The organism is Paenibacillus sp. ACRRY (assembly GCF_022346995.1).
Taxonomy (GTDB): Bacteria; Bacillota; Bacilli; order Paenibacillales; family Paenibacillaceae; genus Paenibacillus.
Genome location: NZ_JAKRNM010000001.1, coordinates 692,501 through 715,669 on the forward strand (window position 1 = coordinate 692,501; position 23,169 = coordinate 715,669).

12 protein-coding genes are annotated in these 23,169 nt (G+C 44.7%); 9 read left to right on the forward strand and 3 right to left on the reverse strand.

Annotation, left to right across the window (positions count from 1 at the left end):
- Positions 1 to 292: 292 nt before the first annotated feature.
- Positions 293 to 7,609, forward strand: coding sequence for a DUF5695 domain-containing protein (locus MH144_RS03015; protein ID WP_239297596.1), 7,317 nt, complete (start codon positions 293 to 295; stop codon positions 7,607 to 7,609).
- Positions 7,610 to 7,927: 318 nt separating this feature from the next.
- On the opposite strand, the gene MH144_RS03020 is transcribed toward MH144_RS03015, so the two are convergent.
- Positions 7,928 to 8,626, reverse strand: a complete 699-nt coding sequence (locus MH144_RS03020; RefSeq protein WP_239297597.1) for a DUF4386 domain-containing protein — start codon at positions 8,624 to 8,626, stop codon at positions 7,928 to 7,930.
- Between the two features lie 76 nt (positions 8,627 to 8,702).
- Between MH144_RS03020 and MH144_RS03025 the strand changes: the two genes are divergently transcribed.
- Entirely contained in the window at positions 8,703 to 9,572 is an 870-nt protein-coding gene (locus tag MH144_RS03025) for a helix-turn-helix transcriptional regulator (RefSeq protein ID WP_239297598.1), read from the forward strand.
- A gap of 296 nt (positions 9,573 to 9,868) precedes the next feature.
- On the opposite strand, the gene MH144_RS03030 is transcribed toward MH144_RS03025, so the two are convergent.
- The gene (locus tag MH144_RS03030; protein WP_239297599.1) at positions 9,869 to 10,420 is read right to left on the reverse strand and encodes a TetR/AcrR family transcriptional regulator; all 552 of its coding nucleotides are present in this window, start codon (positions 10,418 to 10,420) and stop codon (positions 9,869 to 9,871) included.
- 148 nt (positions 10,421 to 10,568) lie between these two features.
- Between MH144_RS03030 and MH144_RS03035 the strand changes: the two genes are divergently transcribed.
- Entirely contained in the window at positions 10,569 to 11,489 is a 921-nt protein-coding gene (locus tag MH144_RS03035) for a ketopantoate reductase family protein (RefSeq protein WP_239297600.1), read from the forward strand.
- An 84-nt stretch (positions 11,490 to 11,573) separates the two neighbouring features.
- Here MH144_RS03035 and MH144_RS03040 read toward each other — a convergent pair whose 3' ends face one another.
- Positions 11,574 to 12,782, reverse strand: coding sequence for a sugar efflux transporter (locus MH144_RS03040; RefSeq protein WP_239297601.1), 1,209 nt, complete (start codon positions 12,780 to 12,782; stop codon positions 11,574 to 11,576).
- A gap of 498 nt (positions 12,783 to 13,280) precedes the next feature.
- Here MH144_RS03040 and MH144_RS03045 point away from each other — a divergent pair, with 498 nt between their 5' ends.
- The 6 genes from MH144_RS03045 (at position 13,281) to MH144_RS03070 (ending at position 23,028) form a co-directional block, all read left to right on the forward strand.
- Complete coding sequence (locus MH144_RS03045; RefSeq protein ID WP_239297602.1) at positions 13,281 to 15,131, forward strand: cache domain-containing sensor histidine kinase; 1,851 nt, start codon at positions 13,281 to 13,283, stop codon at positions 15,129 to 15,131.
- The gene (locus tag MH144_RS03050) at positions 15,109 to 16,692 is read left to right on the forward strand and encodes a response regulator (RefSeq protein WP_239297603.1); all 1,584 of its coding nucleotides are present in this window, start codon (positions 15,109 to 15,111) and stop codon (positions 16,690 to 16,692) included. The genes MH144_RS03045 and MH144_RS03050 overlap by 23 nt, the downstream gene beginning before the upstream one ends.
- A gap of 174 nt (positions 16,693 to 16,866) precedes the next feature.
- Complete coding sequence (locus MH144_RS03055; RefSeq protein WP_239297604.1) at positions 16,867 to 17,748, forward strand: ABC transporter permease; 882 nt, start codon at positions 16,867 to 16,869, stop codon at positions 17,746 to 17,748.
- Between the two features lie 2 nt (positions 17,749 to 17,750).
- Positions 17,751 to 18,620 carry a carbohydrate ABC transporter permease gene (locus MH144_RS03060; protein ID WP_239297605.1) on the forward strand — a complete coding sequence of 290 codons (870 nt, stop codon included), beginning with the start codon at positions 17,751 to 17,753 and terminating at the stop codon, positions 18,618 to 18,620.
- 62 nt (positions 18,621 to 18,682) lie between these two features.
- Positions 18,683 to 20,254 carry a type 2 periplasmic-binding domain-containing protein gene (locus tag MH144_RS03065; protein WP_239297606.1) on the forward strand — a complete coding sequence of 524 codons (1,572 nt, stop codon included), beginning with the start codon at positions 18,683 to 18,685 and terminating at the stop codon, positions 20,252 to 20,254.
- Positions 20,255 to 20,370: 116 nt separating this feature from the next.
- Positions 20,371 to 23,028: a glycosylhydrolase-like jelly roll fold domain-containing protein gene (locus MH144_RS03070; protein ID WP_239297607.1), complete on the forward strand. Its 2,658-nt coding sequence runs from the start codon at positions 20,371 to 20,373 to the stop codon at positions 23,026 to 23,028.
- The last annotated feature ends 141 nt before the right edge of the window (positions 23,029 to 23,169 follow it).

Sequence of the window (23,169 nt, forward strand, 5' to 3'; positions counted from 1 at the left end):
GGATTCAGGTTTACATCCTAATCTTCACTCTCGTGCTGGTTGTGATGATGATTCCAATGGAAATTATTATCCTGCCCCTGTATGTCTACACGAAGTAAGCTCCACGAAAGTGGAGTAACGGTTATAAGATTCGATTATCTTAACAATCGACTTAGATATTCTACTTTAGACGAAAGAATGAACGTCATTTTCGATGGATCGGTCAAAGGTATTTCGTAGAAGAAACTATACTTACCGGTTTAAGAGAAGTAAACCCCTAATGGATATGATCACATATATACAGGAGGTTATAATGACAATGATTTCGAAGAAGTGGAAGCCGCTTATGATCGCGCTGCTCCTGGCATTTTCAAGTCTGCCGCTGCAGGTTAGCGCTTTGCCTGGGGCCGCGAAGGCTGCTGTAAAGACCGGTATCTCCAATGCCAGCCTGTCGGCCAAAGTCGGCGACTTAGGTCAGATTGAGGAGCTCTATATCAACAACAATCCTACCAATAAACAGGGGAAACCAATCAATTTTGTCCTGCCTAACACTACATCGCCGCAGAATGGTACCCAGCACCAATGGATGGGGGAAATGATCTTCTCTTACCGTACGGGTGCGAACGGACAGTTCCCTGATAACAGGGACGGTTTTGTAGAAGTTGATACCAATAAAACATTGGCTGCCGGGGGATCTACACAAGTTTCGACCATTAATCCGGATAACCCCTATATGAACAAGACCGCATCAGCAGACGGCAAGAAGGTAGAAGTCAACTTTATTGGACAGAACCTAAATTCTACAGACCAGCGGGTAATGAAGGGCTTCGATGTGAAATCCGTTTTTGATATGGAGACCGATGACGGTTCAATGCTTTGGGAAATTACGGTGAAGAACAAAAGTAATCAGTATATCGAATTCGGGGATATCGGCTTACCGATGCCTTGGAACAACAAATACCAGACCTTATCCGATACCTATGATGACCGTGTGACGGTGCATAATTTTGCAGGTGCTGACAGTGGATATTCTTATGCCATCCGTACCAGTGGTGAGGGAAACTTTATGCTCTTCACTCCGGTGCCGGAAAGCGGCGCTCGAATCGAGTATGTGGATTATTGGATGCATGAAGCAGGAGAGCGACGTGCTGCAGACACCTTTAAAAACTGGACAGGAGATAGTGGCGGCTGGTATCCGGGGCTGAACGTGCTCTATATTCACTCCAAAGAAATCCAGAAAACGGGACGCGGTTACTTCACTGATGCTTCCAGCCTCGTACTGGGACCGGATGAGTCCAAGACGTATAAGTTCAAATTCTCAGCAGTCCGTGGAGGAGACAACACGCCGCAGGAAAGTGCCCAAAGCCCAAATAACAGTTCGACCTCGATGGAAGACCGTGAAGCCAATCTTCGGTCCATCCTATATAAATCTGGCATGATTGATGCCGTAGCGGTGCCGGGCTTCCAGACTGCAATCAATATGCCTGTCAAGCTAGACCTGCACTATGACGACAGTATCGTTGATGTACAATCCATCGATATTCAAAATGTGGCAGAGAATGATCCGTTTGATGAAGCGCATATTCCGGATATCAAGCCTGGGAAGAGCAGAAAGGAAATGGTTGACAATTCGCGGGCCGGACGTGGACTGCCTGACGGGAACCCTGGCTACAATGAGTCGGTTGAGTTTGTGGAGACCAAGATCGTAAATGGTGAACAGCATCACATCTATTCGCTTCAGTTTGATTCGATCGGCAATAACAGCGTGCGTATCGAATATAAGCTGAAGGACGGCAACGAATGGGTGGATAAATTCACTCAATTTGAATTCAATGTTCTAGCCGAGCTGGATGCAATCTCGGATGCCCATTCCGAATTCATGGTCCAGCAAACACAGGATAAGAATCCGGAAAGTCCGACTTATGGTAACTATTTCGACTGGTATCTTACAAGCGGCATCGATCTCAATACAAGCCATTGGGGAGATGACTGGAGCCATGATAACATCAACTTCATGACGATGAAGAACTATCTGGCTCCAAGTCCAGATGAAATTCGCTCTATCGAGACATACCTGATTGATTTCATGTGGGAACGATACATGAAGAATACTCAGGATAGCTACATCGTTGCGAACTGGCTGAAAGATTCTGGAGCGTACACCGACAAAGATAAGCCTTATACACGTACGTTCTCCGAAATCATGGAAGCTACCGGATTTTTCAACATGTACCGGATTCAGAAGGCTTATCCTAATCTGATCGAGTACCGGCAATCGCCTCAATTTTATCTGGAGAAAGCTTATAACATCTACTATAAACGCGTTTCCACCGGGGCCATCGGATTCTATGGCGAGCAGCAAATTCCGGATATGATTGAAGCACTGAAGGAAGAGGGGATGCAGACCGAGTCAGCCAATCTGCAGAAGAAGTTCGCCCTCGATAAGGGACGGAATATGACTAGAGCCACTTATCCTTACGGCTCTGAATTTGAATATGACAATACTGGCGAAGAAGGGGCTTATGCAGCAGCGAAGGCTCTGCGCACCTACTATCCAGCAGACGCACTCACAGGTGCAGCTGAGAAAAGTATGGAAATGGCCGATTGGAAAACACGTGCCATGCGCGGTATTCAGCCTACCTGGTTCCATTATTCCGTGCCCGTTTTCCGCGGCGGTGAAGGCTGGTGGAATTTCCAATATACTGCGTCTCTAGCAGGATACATTATGAATGACTGGTTAAGGTATGAGAATGATGGCAGATCGGTGGAGCAGAAGGCCATTGCACAGCAGCGAAATTATGCCGCGAAGATTTCGAACTTTAATGCCGTCAATATGGGACAGATTTCGGCTAATTCAGTTGGCAGTACCTCTTGGAGATATTCGATGTATAAAGGAGGCACAGGTACGAAGGACGTATACGATGGCGGCTCACGCGTCATGAGTAACGGCTGGAATGATTTTTCAGGCGAATCGGAAGAAGGCCTCTATGGTTCCCTTCTCAGCATCAGCTCTGATATTGTTACAGATCCGATATTTGGGCTGTTCGGTTATGGAGCGCTGGTGAGTGACGAAGGAGACAGCTACAACATTACGCCGAAAGATGGTTTCGGCAAACGGATCAATCTGATCGATGAGAAAATCTATTTGGAGCTGGAAAGCGATAAAGTAGAAAGCGCGCAAATTCAAAAAGATGGTAAGGGTTATACTCTTCAGCTCCTGAATCCATCATGGAAAGAGCATACTTCACGGATTTTGTTCGATGGAGCAGGGATGGAGAATGGATACTATACCATGAAGCTGAATGGTGCAGCTGCCGGACAGTTCTATGTTCAGAACAATGAAGGCGTTGCCATGTTTCAGATGGGTAGCGTGCAGCGTGCTGAATTGATCATTGAAAAGGCAGCCGGCGGCGAAAATGAATCTCCGCAAATTACTGTAGAGCAGGCGACACAACATCCACAGGCATTGATTCCATTTATGCTGAATGGGATTGTAACCGATGATGGCGCGCCTGAAGGGACCCTGTCACACCAATGGGAAGTGGTCAGCGCCCCGGAAGGCGGCAAGCTAACCTTTACTCATCCGAAAGCAAGCATTACACAGGCTACGGGTACCAAAGCAGGCTCATATACGGTTAAGCTTAGTGCAAGTGATGGACAACTGACTGGCTCCAGCCAAGTCATCTTCGAGCTGGCTTCACCGCCGGATAAACAGCCTCCAGCAATTGGCCAAGTGACTGCGGTTCAGGATGTTACCAATAACAGTATTGTTGTATTGTCCGGAGAGGCCATTCCTGACCCTGTGCATAGCGAGGCAGAAGAACCCCAGTTGAAGTACACTTGGGCCGTCAAGCAAAAGCCTGAAGGTTCAGCGGACATTTCCTTTGTGGATGGTGACAAAGCAGCAGCCTATGCGCGTATAAGCACGGCAGGCACCTATATGTTTACCTTTAGTGCGGCAGATGGAGATAAGAAGTCCAGCAAGGATGTAACGATAGAAATCAAGGAAGATACCGTTGACGTTTACCGGGCACTCAGCGTTGTCACTAAGAAGGATATTGAACCAGAACTTCCTAGACAAATCTATATTTTGTCAGAGGAAGGGTATCTAGAGCAGGAAATCACTTGGGATGCTATTGATCCCAGCAGCTATGCTAGTGTAGGCCAATTTGAAGCCAGAGGAACGGTCAATGGTATTGCTTTGGAGGTATGGGCTGCCGTACATGTCGTGAATACTGAGCTGCAAAATGCGGCACTGACAGCCAAGGCTTCCGCTAGCTTCTCTGGTGGCGACGGTTATCCGGAAGCGATGAATAACGGCATTGAACCTAAAAGCTCGGCAGATTTTTCACCGAACCGAGGTGCCCCCAACAGTGCATGGCATAACTGGGGTAGAGAAGGAGATCCTGCATGGGTGACGTATGAATGGGATCAGCCATTCCTGGCCTCATCCATGGATGTGTATGTATTTCAAGACAACGGCGGGAACTTCCGTCCGAAGGATATGCAGCTTATGCTTCGCGGCGAAGACGGGAAATGGTATACCCCGCGGGACATAAAGGGATTGGGCAATGAACTTAATAAATATAATACAACTACTTTTGAGCCAGCCTATATTACAGGTGTTCGTATGGACATGAAGCCTTCCGTTAATGGGAGCGGTATTCTGGAATGGAAGGTATACGGTTATACTGGAGCGGTAGATAAGACAGAACTGATCAAGGTCTATAACTATGTAAATACATTAATTGCTTCGAATCTTGCAGATCCAGGGCTTGCGCCAATCGAAGCGGCGAAGACAGAAGCGTCTGCTGTGATCAAGAATACGAATGCCACAGACGAAGAAGTTACCCTGGCGCTTGAGAAGCTACTGACGGATTTGCGTCTGCTCAGTCCGAGAGACGGCAATATGGCGTTCCTAGCAAATGCTTCTTCCAGCTATACCTCTCCTTGGGAGAGTCTGGCTGCAGTAAACGACGGTAAGAAGGATGGCAACAACATTTCGCATTGGGGTACCTGGGGGCATGAAGGCGCAGAGGAGTGGGTGCAATATGAATGGCCGCAGGGTGCATCTATCCGAAGTTCGAATCTGGTGCTGTGGTCAGATGCCGGCGGAATCAAGCCGCCTACCCAAATCGTTTATTCTTACATCCCGGCGGATAGCGCAACTGATGAATGGATAACAGCGGGAACGGTTACGGAGGGAATCAACGTGGTTGAACATACTCCAGCGGAATCCTCCAATCCGTACACGTTTGACTCGGTGCTGAATGTAAAGGCACTGCGGGTTACCCTAACCAAACAATCGCGGGCAGGCGATAACGGTGTAGGCCTATGGGAATGGGAAGTTCACCAGGCCATATCCAGTCCTGATCGTGAGGCTCCAGTTACACCGGCCGGTGTGGCACCGTCCATTCCTGATGGAGATGACGGCAAACTGATTGGTGTGACAACAGAAATGGAGTATAAGAAGGAAGGCGAAGATGAATATATTGCAATTGCAGGAATTGAGGTCACAGGTCTCACCGCCGGTAAGTATTATGTCCGGTATATGAAGACCGGTTCGCTGAGCGCCAGCCTAGATAAAGAAGTCGTTATTCCGGAAGGGCAGACACAGGAGCAGGCTGCACCAGATGCAAGTGGGTGGGTGATCTCACACGCCAATTCGGATACCGACATTAAAGGCATAATTGAGGGCTTGAATGATAGGATGGAATACCGGAAGCTGGGCGAAGAGGACTACACGCCTGTTATAGGTTCCAGTATCAACGATCTGGAGCCTGGCAGCTATCAGATCCGGTATGCAGCCACAGACAGCCTAAAGGCAAGTCCGCCGGTAACCGTGGACATTCGCAATGAAGCCAAGGCAGACAGAGAGGCACCAACAGCGGAAGGACTCGTCATTACACCGCCTACAGCGGCAGGCGGGAATGATGGCAGAATTGAAAATGTGACTGTCGATATGGAGTACCGCAAGGCGGAACAAGGTGGTTACATGCCGGTTAATGGAACCAGCATTGAAGACCTCGAGGCAGGCAGCTACGAGCTCCGGTACGCCGGAACGGATTTGAGCAATCCAAGTCCTGCTATCCTGATCGTTGTGCCTGACGGAGCCAAGCAGGAGCAAAGTCCGCCGTCCAGTGCAGAGGTCAAGGCTGTAAATGTTACTGCGGCTGGGGCCAAGGATGGTAAGATCACTGGTGTAAGTCCTGTAATGGAATATCGGCAAGTAGGAGTGGACGCTGGCAGCTGGAATGCGATCACAGGCACAGAGGTTACAGGTCTTGGCAACGGAATCTACGAAGTAAGATATAAAGAAACGGCAACTCATTATGCGAGCCAATCCCTTACTGTCGTTATCAGCAATCCAGTCATCAATCCGAAGCCTACGGAAACACCGCCGTCAACGGATGCACCTGTGTCAGTGACCACACCTTCACCGGCTCCTGAAAACATCAAAGTCGAAGGGAATTGGATTAAGATTGTGGCACCAAAGACGGATACCAAAACCGGTAAAGCTAAAGGAGCACCCATCCGGCAGGAAGACCTTAATAAGGCTCTGGAGCATGCAAAGACGAATAGCAGTAATGTTAAAACGCTCATGGTGGACATACCGAAAGCAGAGGGAGCCAATTCCTATGCGGTTGAGCTTCCAGCGGCTGCCCTAACCGCAGAGCATGCCAACATCAAGATCGAGATTAATACGGAATTTGGAGCCGTTGCAGTACCTTCTAATTTGCTGAAGTATGTATCAGGGGCCAAATATGTGGAACTGTCACTGAGCCGGCTAGATACGGTAAAGCTTCATTCAGATGTAAAATCTGTGATAGCCAGCAGACCTGTTATTGCATTCGCTGTTCAATTAGATGGAGAAGAAATGGCAACCTTGAATGCACCGGCAGAAATCAGACTGCCTTATGTACCTGATGTTGAAGAATTGGCCAATTCCAAATACCTTACAGTTTCGTACGTGGCTGCAAATAGTACATTTGTTCAGCTACTGAATGGCAAATATGACAGTGCACTACAAGCCATGGTTTTTCCAGCGGCAAACACAGGTCAGTATGCAGTTGTTTATACGAAGAAGTTCTTCAATGATGTCATCAAGGATTCATGGTACGCACCAGCGGTTGAAACAATGGCGTCCAAAGGATTCATCGACGGGACATCAGCAACAAGCTTTAGTCCCGGGCAAAAGGTCACAAGAGGTGAGTATCTAGCTTGGTTGGTAAGGACACTGGATCTCAAAGCAGAGTTCAACACCACCTTCAGTGATATGAAGCAAACAGACCTCTATTACGAGGAAATCGGAATCGCCAAAGCACTCGGGATCGCTCTGGGCACGAACGGCAGCTTCTATCCGGAAACGGAAATTGCTAGACAAGATTTGGCTGTGCTGACCATGCGGGCTTTGCGGGCAGTGGGCAAAACTGAGCAGACCCCTTCAACTGAGGATCTCAAGAGATTCACAGATGCGGCAAAGGTAGCAAAGTACGCAGTTGATGATATGTCTTCAATGGTTAAAATGGGTTTCATAAACGGGCGAAGCCATGTCATCTTGAGTCCTGGCGGAACGACAACCAGAGCAGAAGCTGCTCAGGTTCTGTATAAAATTTTCTTGCAGCTGTAATTAAAGAAACCGACCTTGGTCCTGTTATATGCAGGAACAAGGTCGGTTTCCTTTTAAGGGAATGCTTCAGCATGATGCCTTGCAAATGTTTAATATGAACGTTTTTAACTATGTGAACCTGATGATAATGTGAGCACATTAATGAAAGACCTTGTATGTTCTAAACATGATGGGAACATCATCAATAAAGGAATGCTGGAAATCTTTCGCTATAGCACTACTTTTAGCTTTCTGACAAGGCCATTGATAATAGAACAGCTTCTTTGGATAATTTTTCGTATTTATTGATCTATCTGAGTTGTAAGATTATGAAAACTCTTAATTCGCTTCTAGTTTCTCGAGGTTTCGCTTGTCAAATCCCTTTACAATCAACCATACAGACAAACTCAATTCATATATGCCAACTGGAAGAGCAATCATTCCTTTTACTGCAGAAAGAGGTTCTATCATACCGAACATTTCTAATAGACCTGCTATAAATACAAGTACAGCAGTAGTTATACCAAACAGTGCTAACGTTCTTGGAACTAAACCTGTTCTAAAAAGCAAATAGCTATAGAGTGCAGTATTGATACCCAGCATAAAATTGGGCCCTAACATCGACGTCCAGCGATGAAAAGCTTGCAGCATGTAACCGATCTCGTTAAGATTTTCTACACTTGTTAAGCTGTTTGCTTCATAATGTACACTAAGCTGTACTAAACCTAAAATACTTACCACACCTACGGCAATAAGCACAGCTTCCATGAAACGAAAGCATAGATATCCTAATGCGAGCGGTTCATTCCAACGACGAAGATAAGGGAACAACATGACCGATGTACCAACTGCAGTTAAAACGAGCATGAGATCGTTAAATACCCCAAGCAAGATCTGTGTTTTAAAACCATTTGCTACGGACAAATACCATTGTTCAGATAATACCGGCTCATATGAGATCACAGCGATGACTGAAGTGACTGCAGCTACAATATAAAAAATGCCGATTAAAATCCCATTCCTTCTGTCTTGCGTCATTACCCTACCTCCTTAAGTTACTTACTGTTTAGATTTATATTGCAGCGTTACTCCGAAAAATGGATTGGAGGTTATTATGGACCATTACGCAGTCATAGAGAGTGCTCTACTCCATATTGAAAACAATTTAGATCAGCCCTTATCATTAGAGTCTGTAGCTGATACAGTCAACATGTCGAAATATTACTTTCACAGACTATTCTCTGCGATAACAGGTTCTTCCTTAAACAATTACATCTTATCCAGAAGATTGAATGCTTCACTACAATTCATTGAATCCGATCAACTATCACTTACAGATATTTCTTACCTGCTGAACTTTGGAGCCCAATCATCATTTACTCGTGCTTTTAAACGCCAATACGGAATAGCCCCGAGCGCTCTAAGAGTACAAAACATGAGCATTCCTCAAATACCCATGCCATCAGTGGTCAGAAGACCCGTTAAAAACATCAATGGTGATATTGTCACTGACTTCACCCTAACAGACTTTGATACCATAAGGGTAACCGGCATAGCTTTTGAAGTTGATCTGGCTGATGATGATTACAAGGCAAAGATTCGCTCTCACGCTGACAAACTGTTGCACAGCATTGATAAAACAATAAGTGGTCCATGTTATGTCATCTATTCCAATTGCCAACCTAATTCAACCCGCTTTAAAGTTCTGTTTGGAATTCCGTATGACATTCAGATCAATAAACCTTTTTATTTTACTATTGACGTACCACAGCTCTTCTGTGCCAAATTCAAGTATTTTGGTGATCTCCTTGAAATAGGAGATGTCCTTAAAACTGATTACGCCAGATTTTTAAAAATTTCTAGGCAGGAAACGGAGGATTCACATATCGAGCTCATTCAAACTTTTGATGATATTCATAATTTTCAATCTGCCTTCCACATATATGCACCTATCAAAAAACTGCCGATTGATTCAGCATATTAGCCACGCCCTCCGTTCTGTTGCAATTATTATGAATGATCTCAAAATAACACGAGGGCTAAAAATACACTTTTCAAATCTTGCTGTAATCATGGGGCAGCCAGAAACGGTGGACGGAAAAATTAATTAGAGTAGAGGGCTTCACAATATAGATTGGGAAATACCGAATTGGGAAGTTTGAAGCCATGGGCGACTTGCCGTTAAGACAACGCGGAGAACCGTAGCACAAATAGAGGCAAGTTTCTTGGAAGAAACTTGGAGGAGTGTGTATTTACAGAATGCGGAACCGTAAGAGTGGGTTATTCTTTAATATAGGGCGTAATCCCTCTTGAATATAGGTTCTCTACTAACTTGAAAAATTCTTCTGACGATAAATCCTTTTGACGCTGGAGCCAAAGACGAAATAAAGAAAGGGAAGTTGTCAGGTAAAACTCAATTAAGTATGGCGTTAAGGCATGGTTTTGTGGAACGTTTAGTTCCAATTGGTTCAAAGTGATTTCTTTTTTTAAACGTTTTAAAAAACGTGCACTTCCATAATCACCCAAAAGGGCATTAAGAACCAGGAGATGTTCTCTATTGTCCAGACAAAAGAGCGTATCTTGAAACGTATGCGTCGATAGCTCTTTATTCGCCAACTCTTTTCTGATTTCGTTTAACAACTCATTTTCAACATAATCTAGCAATTCATAAATGTCAGTAAAGTATTGATAGAAGGTGCTGCGGTTATATCCTGATTTATTCGCAATTTCCTGAACTGAAATTTTCTCAATTGGTTTTTGGCTGTATAACTCACAAAAAACTTCAACAAATGTTTGTCTTGTTTTCTCCGTTATTTGGGGTTGCTTTTTCATGTTTTCCTCCTACTAGCGAATGAGAATATCATCCAACAAATCATAAAAAACTGATGGTTGATCAATGAATAATGAAAATTTATAATCACATCATACAACATGTTGTCGGATAATCAAAAAGAAATGTTAAGAAGTAGGAGTGTTTTTAATGTCAACAAAACAAGATCGAATTTTAATTTTTGGTGCAGGTGTCATCGGGTGCATGTACGCAATTAAGCTTATGGAAGCGGGTTTTGACGTTACCCTGTTTGCACGTTCTAATAAATATAAATCATTAAGAGAAAATGGCCTGCAGTATGAGGACAAAGGTACAGTTAGATCGATACAAGTGAATGTCATTGATACGCTCGAAAATGATGATATATACGATTTCATTTTCGTTACCGTTCGTTATGATCGGTCCGAATCAGCATTGTTAGCGCTAAAAGATAATCAAAGCAAAAATGTAGTTACGATGAGTAGTAATTCAATGGGATTTTCTTCGTGGCTGGATATCGTGGGGGATAGACTTTTACCAGCTTTTCCTGGCTTCGGCGGACAGATTAAGGATGGAGTATTGCATGCTCGATTTCTACCAAAGATTATAGCGGCAACAGCATTTGGAGAAATTAATGGTGCAGTGACAGAACGCATAGAAAACCTCGCAAAAATATTTAAAATAGCAAAGCTTCCTTACGTTATTAAAAAGGATATGCAGTCGTATCTAATCACACATTCCGTATCTGACATTGCCATGTTGAGCGTTTTACAATCCGAGAATAAGATAATGGACAAAAAAACAGCCAGAACCAGAAGGACGGCACGCAAAATAACGGTCACTTTAAAAGCGTATCTTAGGGCAATACAAAAAGCTGGCGTTTCAATAGATCCACCAATACTCAAAATGGTGCTTCATTTTCCAAACTTAATTTTGGATCTTTTCTTTATGACATGGCTACGAACGAATATGGTTAGGGATATGATGTTGCCGGATTATGCGAATAATGCTAACAATGAGATTGTTCTGCTGAGTAACGATTTAATGAAATTTTTAAATCAAAATGATATCAAATCGGAAATTATTAATTAAACTGACAGGAAATGATAATTCAAAAGTCGAACAAGAGCAGCTAATCAATGATCGGCTGCTTTTGTTCGACTATTGTGCTGGTAGTTAAGTTGAAATTTGCGGTTCATCTACAGGCTGTCGTCCACTTACCACAAGCATAATTACAGCAACAATGATAAGTATCAAGCAGAAGATAAATGAGTATCGGTAACCCACAATGCTGGCTACTCCACCACCAACAAGACTACCAATCAGCCTGCCGATTGTGGATGAATTCGAATAGAGTGTGGAAGCATATCCTGGCATATTAGGCAGCAGGTCCTGAATGTAGCTAATTCCAATCGCAGAAATGACGGCGACAAAAACAGCGAGCAAAACTTGTGCTGCAAGCATTTGCCACATCGCGTTCGAAATAAGGATAACGAAATAATAAGCTCCTCCGAAAATAGCCCCGCAAAACACCAAGATTCGGTTACTATACTTTGCACTAAGTAGACCGAGTACAATCATAAAAGGAATTTCCAGCGCAGCACATATACTGCTGACTAAACCGACATGGCTTGTCGTTCCCCCAAGATTGTTTGTAATAAAAAGAGCCGTGTTGATGCTGCTCATCCAATGAGCCGTATACATGAGTATCAGAATTAGAAAAGGAATTAAGATATCTCGGTTTTGAGCCAGCCGGAAACTTTTTATATTCCCTTCAGCATTACTGCTCTTCATTTCAGTGCTTGATTTGAGAAACAGGAAAACAAGCAGAGCAACGAGCAGGAAAGCTCCGATTGTACCCAAAAAAATCCCCTTAAATCCAATAGCAGCGAGTAATAGAGTGCCGATTAAAGGACCTGTAATAAAGCCGAGAGAGAAAGCAGAACGCAAGGTAGAATTAGCAAACGCACGCTCAGTAAAATGACTCTTTATCACTGCTTCTCTAGAAATAGCGAACAACTGGGGCATTCCTGGTGCACCAAGGGCAGTAAACACAGTCATGTAAATGAACAAAATCGGAAAATCTTGAATGAATAAGTATCCACTAAAGGCCAGGACATTAGAGAGAGTAGAGAAAAGATATACGCTCTTCCGATTTAAGCCGAGGTCAGAACGTCTCCCGATTAGCGTACTGATCCATATTCCTGCAATTAATGTAACGGCTAGATAAAGACCAAACATTCCAATAGATACGCCAAGCTGTTCCGTGAAATAAATAGATAAAAAGGGGGTGCTGAGCGAAATGCCCATTCCCTGTAATGCCATACACATAAAGAGTAATGCATACGAAGGAATAGAAAATAAGCTGATGAATCGATTGATCATAATGTAAAATTACTCCTCAGAATTTGTTGTTGTGTAATCACCATACATGACCTTGCTCTATCTCGTCTAATTGTACTTTACTGGTCAAAGCTTTACATTCACTTTGGGAAGCTAATAAACGCTCTATTCATGGCTGAATAGAATCAATCGTACATTTTTATTATGTACTAAATGACAACACAAACCATATAACATTCGTGCCAAATGCTTGCCTAAACCTACCATAGACTCGTGTGAGTGTACAGTAAAGTAAAGGCAGTTTCCCGGAAAAAGGAGGTTCCCTTTCCACTATCAACAGGTTGTTTTTAAGAAAATACATAGTCATTTTTAAGACAGTACATGTGGAGCATGATCCAAGGCCTCATTCTGCTGTAAACTAAGCTTGAAGCCACCAAAAATCCCTTTACAAGATAGGCGGATGAGCGTTAAAGTTAACGCAATTAAAGACAGGCGATAGATTTAAAAAAGATGAGATGAGCACCAAAGGAAGGGATGCCCATGATAAAAAAGTTGAGGTTTCAAAACAAATTGATGTTGAGTTACCTTCTTGCCTGCATCATTCCACTATTAATTGTAAGCGTATTCATTTTTAAACAATCAGCCAAAGGGCTGGAAGAATCCTCACAGGAATTTGCCTCCTTGTATACATCCCAGATCAAGTCCTCTTTGAATGAATTTATCAAGGAATATGACAAGATTACGAAGTCAGTATTAGTGGAAAACGAATTGATCTACAGACTCGGAGAAGGGTCAAGCATACCCATGAACGAGGAGGTTAATCAACGGGTCGCCGTACAGCAGCTACTCATGAGGGTGTCACTGCTCAAATCCGAAATTGGTACCGTAATGCTGATCAGTCGCGACAACAGCGTGTACCAATACACGACTACAACCAGCAGAGTTGATGAGAGCAGACTGCTGTCCCAAAATTGGTACAATCAGCTTCGCACTTCGGATCAAACCTTTTTTATTAGCGGTCTGCATGATCGTTCCTATTACGAGGATAAGGGTGCTGGAGCCGTTGTGACCGTGGGAAGAGTACTGTTTAATTCAAAAGGAGCATATGCCGGCATGCTTCTCATCGATCTCGATCCCTTTACGCTGCTTCAGCTTGAGCATGAGTTTCTGCAGGCTCGTGATAAATATGGCATTAGCGTGATTATAAGCAATGATCGTAGAGAGATTGTTTATCATTCCGAAGCTGCAAGTGGCCGAATTACTTGGGAGCAGGTGCTCCATTCCGGATTCGAGCTTACGGGAGACAGCGCAAATGAAGAGCGGATTATTCTATCGGAACACACGGCCCAAGGGGAATTATTTATCAAAACCGAGATTCCCCGCTCCAAATTGCTGCAGAAAATCAATCAGATGAAAGGCCTGACCTTGATCGTGATCACGACAAGTTGCCTGATTATTTTCCTGATCTCGCTGTGGCTCAGTTATACAATTACAAGACCCATCAAGGCACTTCGAAGAAGCATGAAGCAGGCTGAGGTAGGTCAATATCTTCCCATAGAGAAAGAACAGACCAGTGATGAAATTGGAAGTCTGGTATACAGCTATAACAAAATGATTATTACGATCAGAACGTTAATAGAAGAGGTATATGTGGCAGAAATCAAGCAGCGGCAGGCCAAGTTCCTCGCTCTTCAACATCAGATTAACCCCCATATGCTATACAATACCTTGGAATCCATTCGGATGAAGGCATTGGTAAAAGATGACGAGGATACGGCAGGGATGATTAAAATTCTGGCTCGAATGTTCCGGTTAACGCTTGGGAAAGAAGGAAGGCATCATTCGATTAAGCATGAGCTGGAGTACACAGCGAACTATCTGCAGCTTCAAAACATCCGGTTCGATGATATGTTCACATTGTCCGTCAATATGCCGGATGAGATGCTAGATTGCAGCATCATACCGTTGGTATTTCAGCCTATTGTGGAAAATAGCATCCATCATGGTTTTGCAGGCTACAGCCAGACCTTAATTATTAAAATCGAGGGGAGCTGGACGGAAAACGGAGAGATTCTGATCCGAATTTCGGACAATGGAACCGGAATGCCGCCGGAGAAATGGACGGAACTGAATTCATTGTTGGAACAGGCGGCTTCAAACCGATACAGTCTGGAAAACCAAGATGACCTTGGAGAGAACGGCCTGGGCCTGACCAATATTGCAGAACGAATTAAGCTCCATTATGGAGATTCATATTACATTAAGGTGCTATCTGGTATCGAGAATGGCACGACCATCGAAATTCGGATTCCCGGCATAGGCAAGATTAAGCATATAAGTTTCGATGCGAAAAAGGAAGGTGAGAGAAATGAAATTGATTTTGGTAGATGACGAAAAAGGGATATTGGAAGGACTCAAAAAGATGATAGATCGCTATATTCCGGAATGTGAAGTGGTCGGAACAGCTTACAATGGGCGTGAAGGCTTCGAGCTGATTCAAAAATGGCAGCCGGACATCGTTATTACCGATATTCGAATGCCGCAGGTTGGTGGACTGGAAATGATTCAAATGCTCAAAGAGGTCGACATTCAGAGCAAATTCATTTTGCTAAGCGGATATGCGGACTTTGAATATGCCCGGAAAGGCATGCAGCTTGGTGTGAATTTTTACATCAATAAGCCGGTTGAAGAACAGGAATTGCGTGACTGTGTGTGTCAGGTCATGGATACAATTCGCATAGAGCGAAGCAAAGTCCAGGAAATGGATGCATTAAAACTGGCATCATATCAACGCATCCAGGAAGATGGCTTGCGAGATATTCTGGATATGGGTAACGACCATACCGAAATTGCAGAGGAGCTGCAAAGGATCGGATGCATGCCTAAGCAGGGTACACAATTTACGTGTATCCTGATTGAAATCCGCAGTAAGGCAGATCGTCTAAAGGAGCTCGGTTTTGATCCTGTATTTAGGCAGATTGATCTGGTATTCAGACAGTACAGTAATGTGTATCGTTTTCGCTATTCAGGTGCACAAATTGCGGTGATTGTGATGCACGATGAAGCTTTGGAGAGCAGAGATATGGTTAACACGACACAGCGCCTTCATGAGGTTCTGTTCAGACAACTGAACGTCTCCAGCGTGATTGGCATCGGCAGCGTTCAGAATCGGCCTGGTGGTGTTAGCCAATCCTTTGAGGAGGCGCGAAATGCCCTCAGCTATCAAGTCATCAAGGGAGCAGAGCCCATCATTTCGTTTACCCAGATCATGAATCTGACAGGGAAAAGCGAGCTGGTTACAGAGGAGATGATCGCAGACCTGGAGGCTGCCATTGATAACATGGATGAAAGGGAAAGCGTGGATATGATCCATCGGATCTTCAGAAAAATAGAAGCTGACTCAGGTTTCAGTCCGGCAGATCTCCAGCTGCAATGCTTAAACATCCTTTTGCTGAGCATTCGGAAAGTATCTTTTCAGCAGCTTCAGCAGAACAGGTTATTAAGTCGTCAGCTGTTATCTTTGGAAGGTATTTCGCGGTTTAAGACGCTAGCGTCTCTGGAACAATGGATGGTGGAAGTCATTGGTGGAATCATTGGATTTTTGCTGGAACAACGTACTCCCAAGAAAAAGGACATGATTTCAGAGATCAAGGAATATGTCACAGACCATTATGATGAACCTATCAGCCTGGCCGAATTAGCTGCTCGCTTTTATATGAACCCATATTACCTAAGCCAATATTTCAAACAAAAGACAGGTGAAACATATTTGAATTTTTTGACCCACATACGGATCAGCAAAGCGAAGGAATTGCTTGAACAGACAGATATGAAAGTGTATGAAATCTGCCATAAGGTAGGTTATTCGGATGCGCAGCATTTTGCACGCATGTTCGAAAAATGGACTGGATTCAAACCAAGGGAATATCGGAAAAGTCTTGCAAAACAATAAAAATCAAGGGACGCCACTTCATAACGAAGTGGCATTCTTTTTCTTAAAAATCACTTGTTTTAACTTAAAAATGCCTAATTGAGTGAGGATTATTCTGGCTGTATAGTTACCTTGTAAGCGGATTCATTAGAGAATACTGGGGGGGATAAGTTGAAGGTTTTTGCGTTTCAACGAATGAAAGTGTATTGGCCACTATACGTGATGGCTATTCCGGGTATCGTTTTTCTCATTGTGTTTAAATTTGTCCCGCTGGGCGGTGCAATCATTGCGTTCAAGGATTACTCGGTATTTCAAGGGTTCGGTGACAGTCCGTGGGTAGGACTCAAACATTTTAAAACTTTAATCGAACATCCCGATTTTGCAAGGGTATTTGGAAATACGCTAATGCTCGGATTTTTGAAACTTGTGTTGGTTTTTCCGGTGCCTGTATTACTGGCTCTGATGATTAACGAGATTCGTAAATCGGCATTAAAAAAAGGAATCCAAACGGCACTGTATATCCCTCATTTTTTATCATGGGTTATCGTGGGCGGAATATTGTTCGATTTCTTTTCATTAAGCGGATTGTTCAATATCGTTATCGGATGGTTTGGTCTGGATCCTGTGCTGGCCATGCAGGAAAGTGACTATTTCAGACCCATCTATGCAATCTCGTCCATCTGGAGAGACGCCGGGTGGGGAACTGTGGTGTATATGGCAGCCATTAGCGCGATTGACCCGCAACTCTACGAATCAGCAATGATCGATGGGGCATCCAAACTAAGTCAAATTCGCCATATTACGTTCCCGCTGCTCTTACCAACCGTGCTTGTGCTTTTCCTGCTCGAAATCGGTAACTTCCTGGATCTCGGATTTGATCAGGTATTTAATATGCTCACCCCAATGACGTACAGTGTGGGAGATATTTTGGATACGTACGTGTTCCGGACCGGTATTCAGCAAGGGCAGTATAGTTTTGCGACAGCGGTCGGGTTATTTCAATCGGTCATTGGCTTTATCCTGGTGTTTGTATTTAATAAATTGTCCAAAAAAGTGTCGGATGGGGGGCTTTGGTAAAAATGGTTGAAGCGAGAGGAGAGCGAGCATTTGTTACCGGGGTTACCATTTTTCTCATCCTGTTTTCCATTGCGGCCATTATTCCGTTACTGTCCGTAATTTCCACTTCATTTAGTTCCAAAAGCGTCGTGGATATGAACCTGGTGACGCTATGGCCAAAGGAATTTACGCTAGATTCATGGAAATACATCATTGATCGTCCCGATCTGTGGAGGTCCTTCTTTCTGACAGTAGGTACGACCGTGATTGGAACGGTACTAGCTCTACTGATGACGGCCTTGTTCGCGTATCCACTGTCGAAGTCAGAGTTTCGATGGGGCGCCGTGATTATGGTATGCGTGGTGATTGCAATGATCTTCAAAGCACCGATCGTACCGTATTTCCTGACGGTCCGCAGTATTGGACTCTATGATAATCCACTGGTCCTGATCTTGCCGCATATTCTGAATCCATTTAATTTGATCATCATGAGAACCTTCTTCAAACAATTTCCGAAAGAGCTGGAGGAAGCAGCCTTTCTTGAAGGCTGTGGCTATTTCCGAATGCTGTTCCATTTCGTTCTTCCTTTGTCCAAAGCTGTAATGGCAACACTTGCCTTATTTTATGGTGTGGTACTGTGGAATCAGTTTCAGCATCCGTTATTTTTTCTGCAGGATACCAACTGGTTTCCGCTGCAGATCAAGATCAGGCAGTTTATCACCGACGATAGCGTGATGATGGCAGGCGCTGCTTCAACGGTGGACCTGAATTACAATGAACGGACATTGAGGGCAGCAACTGTCATTTTTGCGATCATTCCGATCATCATTGTGTATCCCTTCCTGCAAAAGTATTTTGTCAAAGGAGCCATGCTGGGCTCTGTGAAGGGCTGATCTCGTTTTATTAATGAACAGAAGAATCTACAAGAATAACAATGATTGAAAGGGGATTAGCTATGATTCTGAAAAAGATGGGTTTAATGATGGCTGCAGGCGTTCTGGCGATAACCACGATTACCGCCTGTAGTTCAAGCTCCACGGGTGATTCTTCCGCTTCTAGCCAGACTTCGGCCAATGAGGATGGAACAGTCGATATCGAAGTATGGGGAACGAACATCGGTTATAAACCGATTACCAAGGGCAGCCAGTTGTATGAGTTTTATAAGGAAAAGCTTGGTGTGGGTGTGATTCATCCGTATGTGGAATGGAACGGAGGCACCAACTATCTGAACCAGCTGAACCTGAAAATCGCTGCCAATGAAATGCCTGACTTGTTCATACCTCAGCAGGGCATTGAAGACAGCTTGGCTAAAAATGGTGCCATTGCCGACCTGACCGACCTGCTGCCCAAATATGCGCCAAATGTATGGGAAGCCATCCCGCAGGAGATGTGGGATGTAGTTAAGGCAAATGATCCAACAGGTCAGGGAAGAATTTACTACATTCCAGGGGTTGTGGAATACGGAAGATACGCGAGCATGATCCGGCAGGATTGGCTCGATCAACTGGGTCTGACGATGCCGAAGACTCAGGATGAATATGTTAAGGTACTCGAAGCATTTCGGGATAATGACCCTAACGGCAACGGCCAGAAGGATGAGCTTCCTACCGGGGGCAGGGAGCAGGCCCGGTGGATGGACCACTTGTTTGCCATGTACGGGGTAGCGATGTTCGAAGGCTATCCGGAATGGGATATATACGACGGAGAGCTGACTTATTCTGCAGTGACTCCGAATATGAGGGCAGCTCTGGAATTCGCGGCCAAGCTGTATAAGGAAGGGCTAATCGACAAGGAGTCCCTTCTGAACACGAAGGATAAGTGGGATGGAAAAATTCAATCTGACAAGGTAGGAAACTATTTTCACTGGGTCGAGCATGGCAATATGATTTTGGAGAACCTGGAGAAGAACACTGGCGTGAAGGCTAACTTTACCGTGCTTCCTGTACCGAAAGTCGAAGGATATCAAGGTTTCTACACAATGAAGAGATTCGCACCTCCGCAGTGGGTCATCAAGAACAACAAGGATGAGAACAAGCTGATGGCCACCCTGAAGCTGCTGAACAATATATATGACAAAAAGAACTGGAAGGATCTGTTCCTGGGCGTAGAAGGCATGCACTATGAGATGAAGGACGGCAAAGCCGTAAAGCTTCCCGATGACAAGAGCAGTCAGGAAAATCAACTTTTGAATCCATATTCGACTTTGGCGACACTTGATTTTACGATAGACCTCTTTAACAGTACGTCATCAGAAGATAGTCAATGGGCGATCGACCAGGTGACCCGTAATATGCAGGAAGCCCAGAAATACGCGAAAGTCATTGCCGGTGACGGTATGCCAGCCAGCGTGTACGACAGCTTCCCTGATATTAATAATCGAACGCTATATGTGGAATACGCCACGAAAATCATTCTGGGACAGTACCCGATTAGCAAGTTTGATGAGTTTGTAGATAAATGGAATACATCAGGCGGGGAAGAAGTGACCAAACGCGCAAGAGAGTGGTACGCCAAGGTCCAGAAATAATGAGTTAACGAAGATATTCGCCCGCATTCTGTTGAAGGCGGGCGAATTTTAATATGGATCTGACATGCAGTGTACGAATCTACGGATTGAAATAGAAGCCGGACCAGGAGGGAATCATGACAAATCGGTTAATGGAAGTGCTCAAGGGTGAGGAACATAATTATATCCTACCATTTCTGTGGCAGCATGGAGAAGAGGAGCAGGTAATCCGGGAAGAGATGGCCCGTGTGGATGAGGCAGGCATCGGTGCTGTGTGTGTTGAAGCTCGGCCGCATCCTGATTTTCTGGGACCAAAATGGTGGACAGACATGGACATTATTATGGATGAAGCCCGTAAACGCGGGATGAAGGTATGGCTGCTGGATGACGATCATTTTCCAACGGGGCATGCGGCAGGCCAAATACAGGAAGCTCCGGAAGAGCTTCACCGCTTGTTTCTAGGTGAGCGTTATATAGATACCCTGGGCCCAGCAATAGGTGCCTCTTTTTTGCTGGATACATTGCTGATGACTGGGCTTCGGCCTACGATATCGGATCGTCAACATGCAAAAGGGAAAAATCAACTGGTTTCCGCTGTTGCAGTCCGCCGGGATCCGTCCAATGGAACATTACTAAGCGACTGCGTCGACATCACTGAACATGTGCGGGACGGTATTCTGTATTGGGACATTCCCGAAGGATACTGGCGCGTATTTATAATTTCTGCCAATAAGGAGGGCGGCAGCAAGGCGCAGGAAGATTACCTGAACCCACTGGATAGAGCTTCGGTACGGATTCTGATCGATACAGTTTATGAGAAGGTTTATCAACGATATCAGGCAGATTTCGGTAAGACCTTTGCGGGTTTCTTTTCGGACGAACCTGGATTTTATAATGACCCCACCACCTTCGACTTCAATTCGAGACCTGGCAAACGAGGGGTGTCGCTTCCCTGGAGCCTTGAAATGCCGACTTTGATGGAGCAGGCCCTCGGTGAGGACTATCGTAAGGATCTTTATCTTCTCTGGGAGAATGGGGGAGAACGATCAAATACTGTGCGATACACTTATATGAATATCGTTAGCAAGCTCTACGCAGACAACTTCTGTAGCCAAATCGGGGATTGGTGCCGAGCTCGCGGAGTTGAGTATATCGGACATGTACTCGAAGACAACAATGTTCATGCTAGGCTTGGACCCGGTGCGGGACACTTCTTCCGCTCGCTCTGGGGACAGGACATGTCGGGTCTTGATGTGGTGTTATGGCAGATTGTACCCGGCTTCGACCAATTGAGTTTCCGTACCACTTCAGGAGAGACGGACAGTCTGTTCTTCCACTATGGCCTGGCGAAGCTGGCCGTATCGCTCGGACACATTGATCCGAAAAAACAAGGCCGGACCATGTGCGAATTGTACGGGGCCTACGGCTGGACGGAAGGCTTGAAGCTGATGAAGTGGCTTACCGACCATATGCTGGTGCGCGGAGTTAACTACTTCGTCCCGCATGCTTTTACACAGAAACCCTTCCTGGATCCGGATTGCCCACCGCATATGTATGCAGGCGGTAAAAATCCGCAGTATCGATACTACAAACATCTAAATCAATATATGAACCGAATTAGTCACTTAATTTCTGGTGGAAGGCACGTGGCAACTGCAGGTGTTGTTTATCACGCTGAAGCCGAGTGGTCAGGGGAAGCCATGTATTTTCAGGAGCCCGTCAGGGAGTTGATGCAGCATCAGATTGACTGCGATATTCTTCCGATCGATGTTCTTCTGGACGGAGCGAGTGTGAGGGATGGCAGACTGCATGTGCATCTGGAAGATTATGCATGCCTGATTCTGCCTAATGCGGATGCGCTTCCTGCGGCGCTTCTGCGGCGTTTAGTTCAGTTTACTGAACAGGGGCTGGCCATATATTTTATTGACGGACTGCCCACACGTTCCAGCGAAGGCATTGAAGTTGCTGGTGAGATCTCCTGTCTTGCGAGTCATAGGAACGTTAAGAAGGTAGCGCTGAACAAGGTGTCTCAGGATCTGATTAGCAATGGATATTTCGATATTCAGTTGTGTTCGCATGAACCTTATCTGCGGCATTATCACTATGTTCATCCTGATTTGGATGTATTTATGTTCTTCAATGAGAGTCCGCATGACACGATACGTACAGAGGTTGTTTTACCTGTAAAAGGCGAGATCTATGCCTATGATGCTTTTCGGAATCGCTTGAGCCACTTGACTACGTCAGACACTCATCCGAGGTCGGTGCCGCTGACGCTGTATCCTTATGAATCCATCGTTCTGCTTTATGGAGATCACTTGGGTAGTCATGTGATAGGTTCAGTAGATATAGAGTTCAACCAAACCATGGATCTACAAGCCAAGTGGACAGTGTCAACGGCGGACGCTGAACAGTATCCTCATTTTGTGGAGTGGGGCCAATTAAGGACGTTAACCAATATGAGTTCGCCCGATTATCTGCCACATTTTTCCGGAACGTTTCGTTATGAAACACAATTTGAATGGAAGGAATTCGTTAACCAAGCAATTATAGATCTGGGCGAGGTGTACGAAACGGCAGAAGTGTGGTTAAACGGTGAGCATATTGGCGTTCGGATCTGTCCACCTTATCGATTCGAAATCAATGGGGAGTTAAAGAAAGGGGAGAATAAACTAGTTATTGAAGTTACAAATACGTTGGTAAAAGATCAGCGAGATTTCTTGTCATCTTTTGCCCAACAGGAACCAAGTGGACTTATTGGACCCATTCAATTGAATAAGTCTGGAGTTTGCTAGAGATGGTCGAACGGCTGTTGCTTGGGGCTACGTATCCGTTATGAGAAAATAAATAAAGATGCAAACAGAAGAGCTGCTCTAATGATTCAGAGCAGCTTTTCATTGTGTTTTTGATGCAGCTTTCCAGAGGTGCAGTCTGCT

Bases quoted from the DNA above. Each gene is read 5' to 3' on its own strand.
- MH144_RS03050 (WP_239297603.1), top strand. From the start codon at position 15,109: ATGAAATTGATTTTGGTAGATGACGAAAAAGGGATATTGGAAGGACTC.
- MH144_RS03040 (WP_239297601.1), bottom strand. From the start codon at position 12,782: ATGATCAATCGATTCATCAGCTTATTTTCTATTCCTTCGTATGCATTA.
- MH144_RS03065 (WP_239297606.1), top strand. From the start codon at position 18,683: ATGATTCTGAAAAAGATGGGTTTAATGATGGCTGCAGGCGTTCTGGCG.
- MH144_RS03055 (WP_239297604.1), top strand. From the start codon at position 16,867: ATGAAAGTGTATTGGCCACTATACGTGATGGCTATTCCGGGTATCGTT.
- MH144_RS03030 (WP_239297599.1), bottom strand. From the start codon at position 10,420: ATGAAAAAGCAACCCCAAATAACGGAGAAAACAAGACAAACATTTGTT.
- MH144_RS03015 (WP_239297596.1), top strand. From the start codon at position 293: ATGACAATGATTTCGAAGAAGTGGAAGCCGCTTATGATCGCGCTGCTC.
- MH144_RS03060 (WP_239297605.1), top strand. From the start codon at position 17,751: ATGGTTGAAGCGAGAGGAGAGCGAGCATTTGTTACCGGGGTTACCATT.
- MH144_RS03045 (WP_239297602.1), top strand. From the start codon at position 13,281: ATGATAAAAAAGTTGAGGTTTCAAAACAAATTGATGTTGAGTTACCTT.
- MH144_RS03070 (WP_239297607.1), top strand. From the start codon at position 20,371: ATGACAAATCGGTTAATGGAAGTGCTCAAGGGTGAGGAACATAATTAT.
- MH144_RS03025 (WP_239297598.1), top strand. From the start codon at position 8,703: ATGGACCATTACGCAGTCATAGAGAGTGCTCTACTCCATATTGAAAAC.
- MH144_RS03020 (WP_239297597.1), bottom strand. From the start codon at position 8,626: ATGACGCAAGACAGAAGGAATGGGATTTTAATCGGCATTTTTTATATT.
- MH144_RS03035 (WP_239297600.1), top strand. From the start codon at position 10,569: ATGTCAACAAAACAAGATCGAATTTTAATTTTTGGTGCAGGTGTCATC.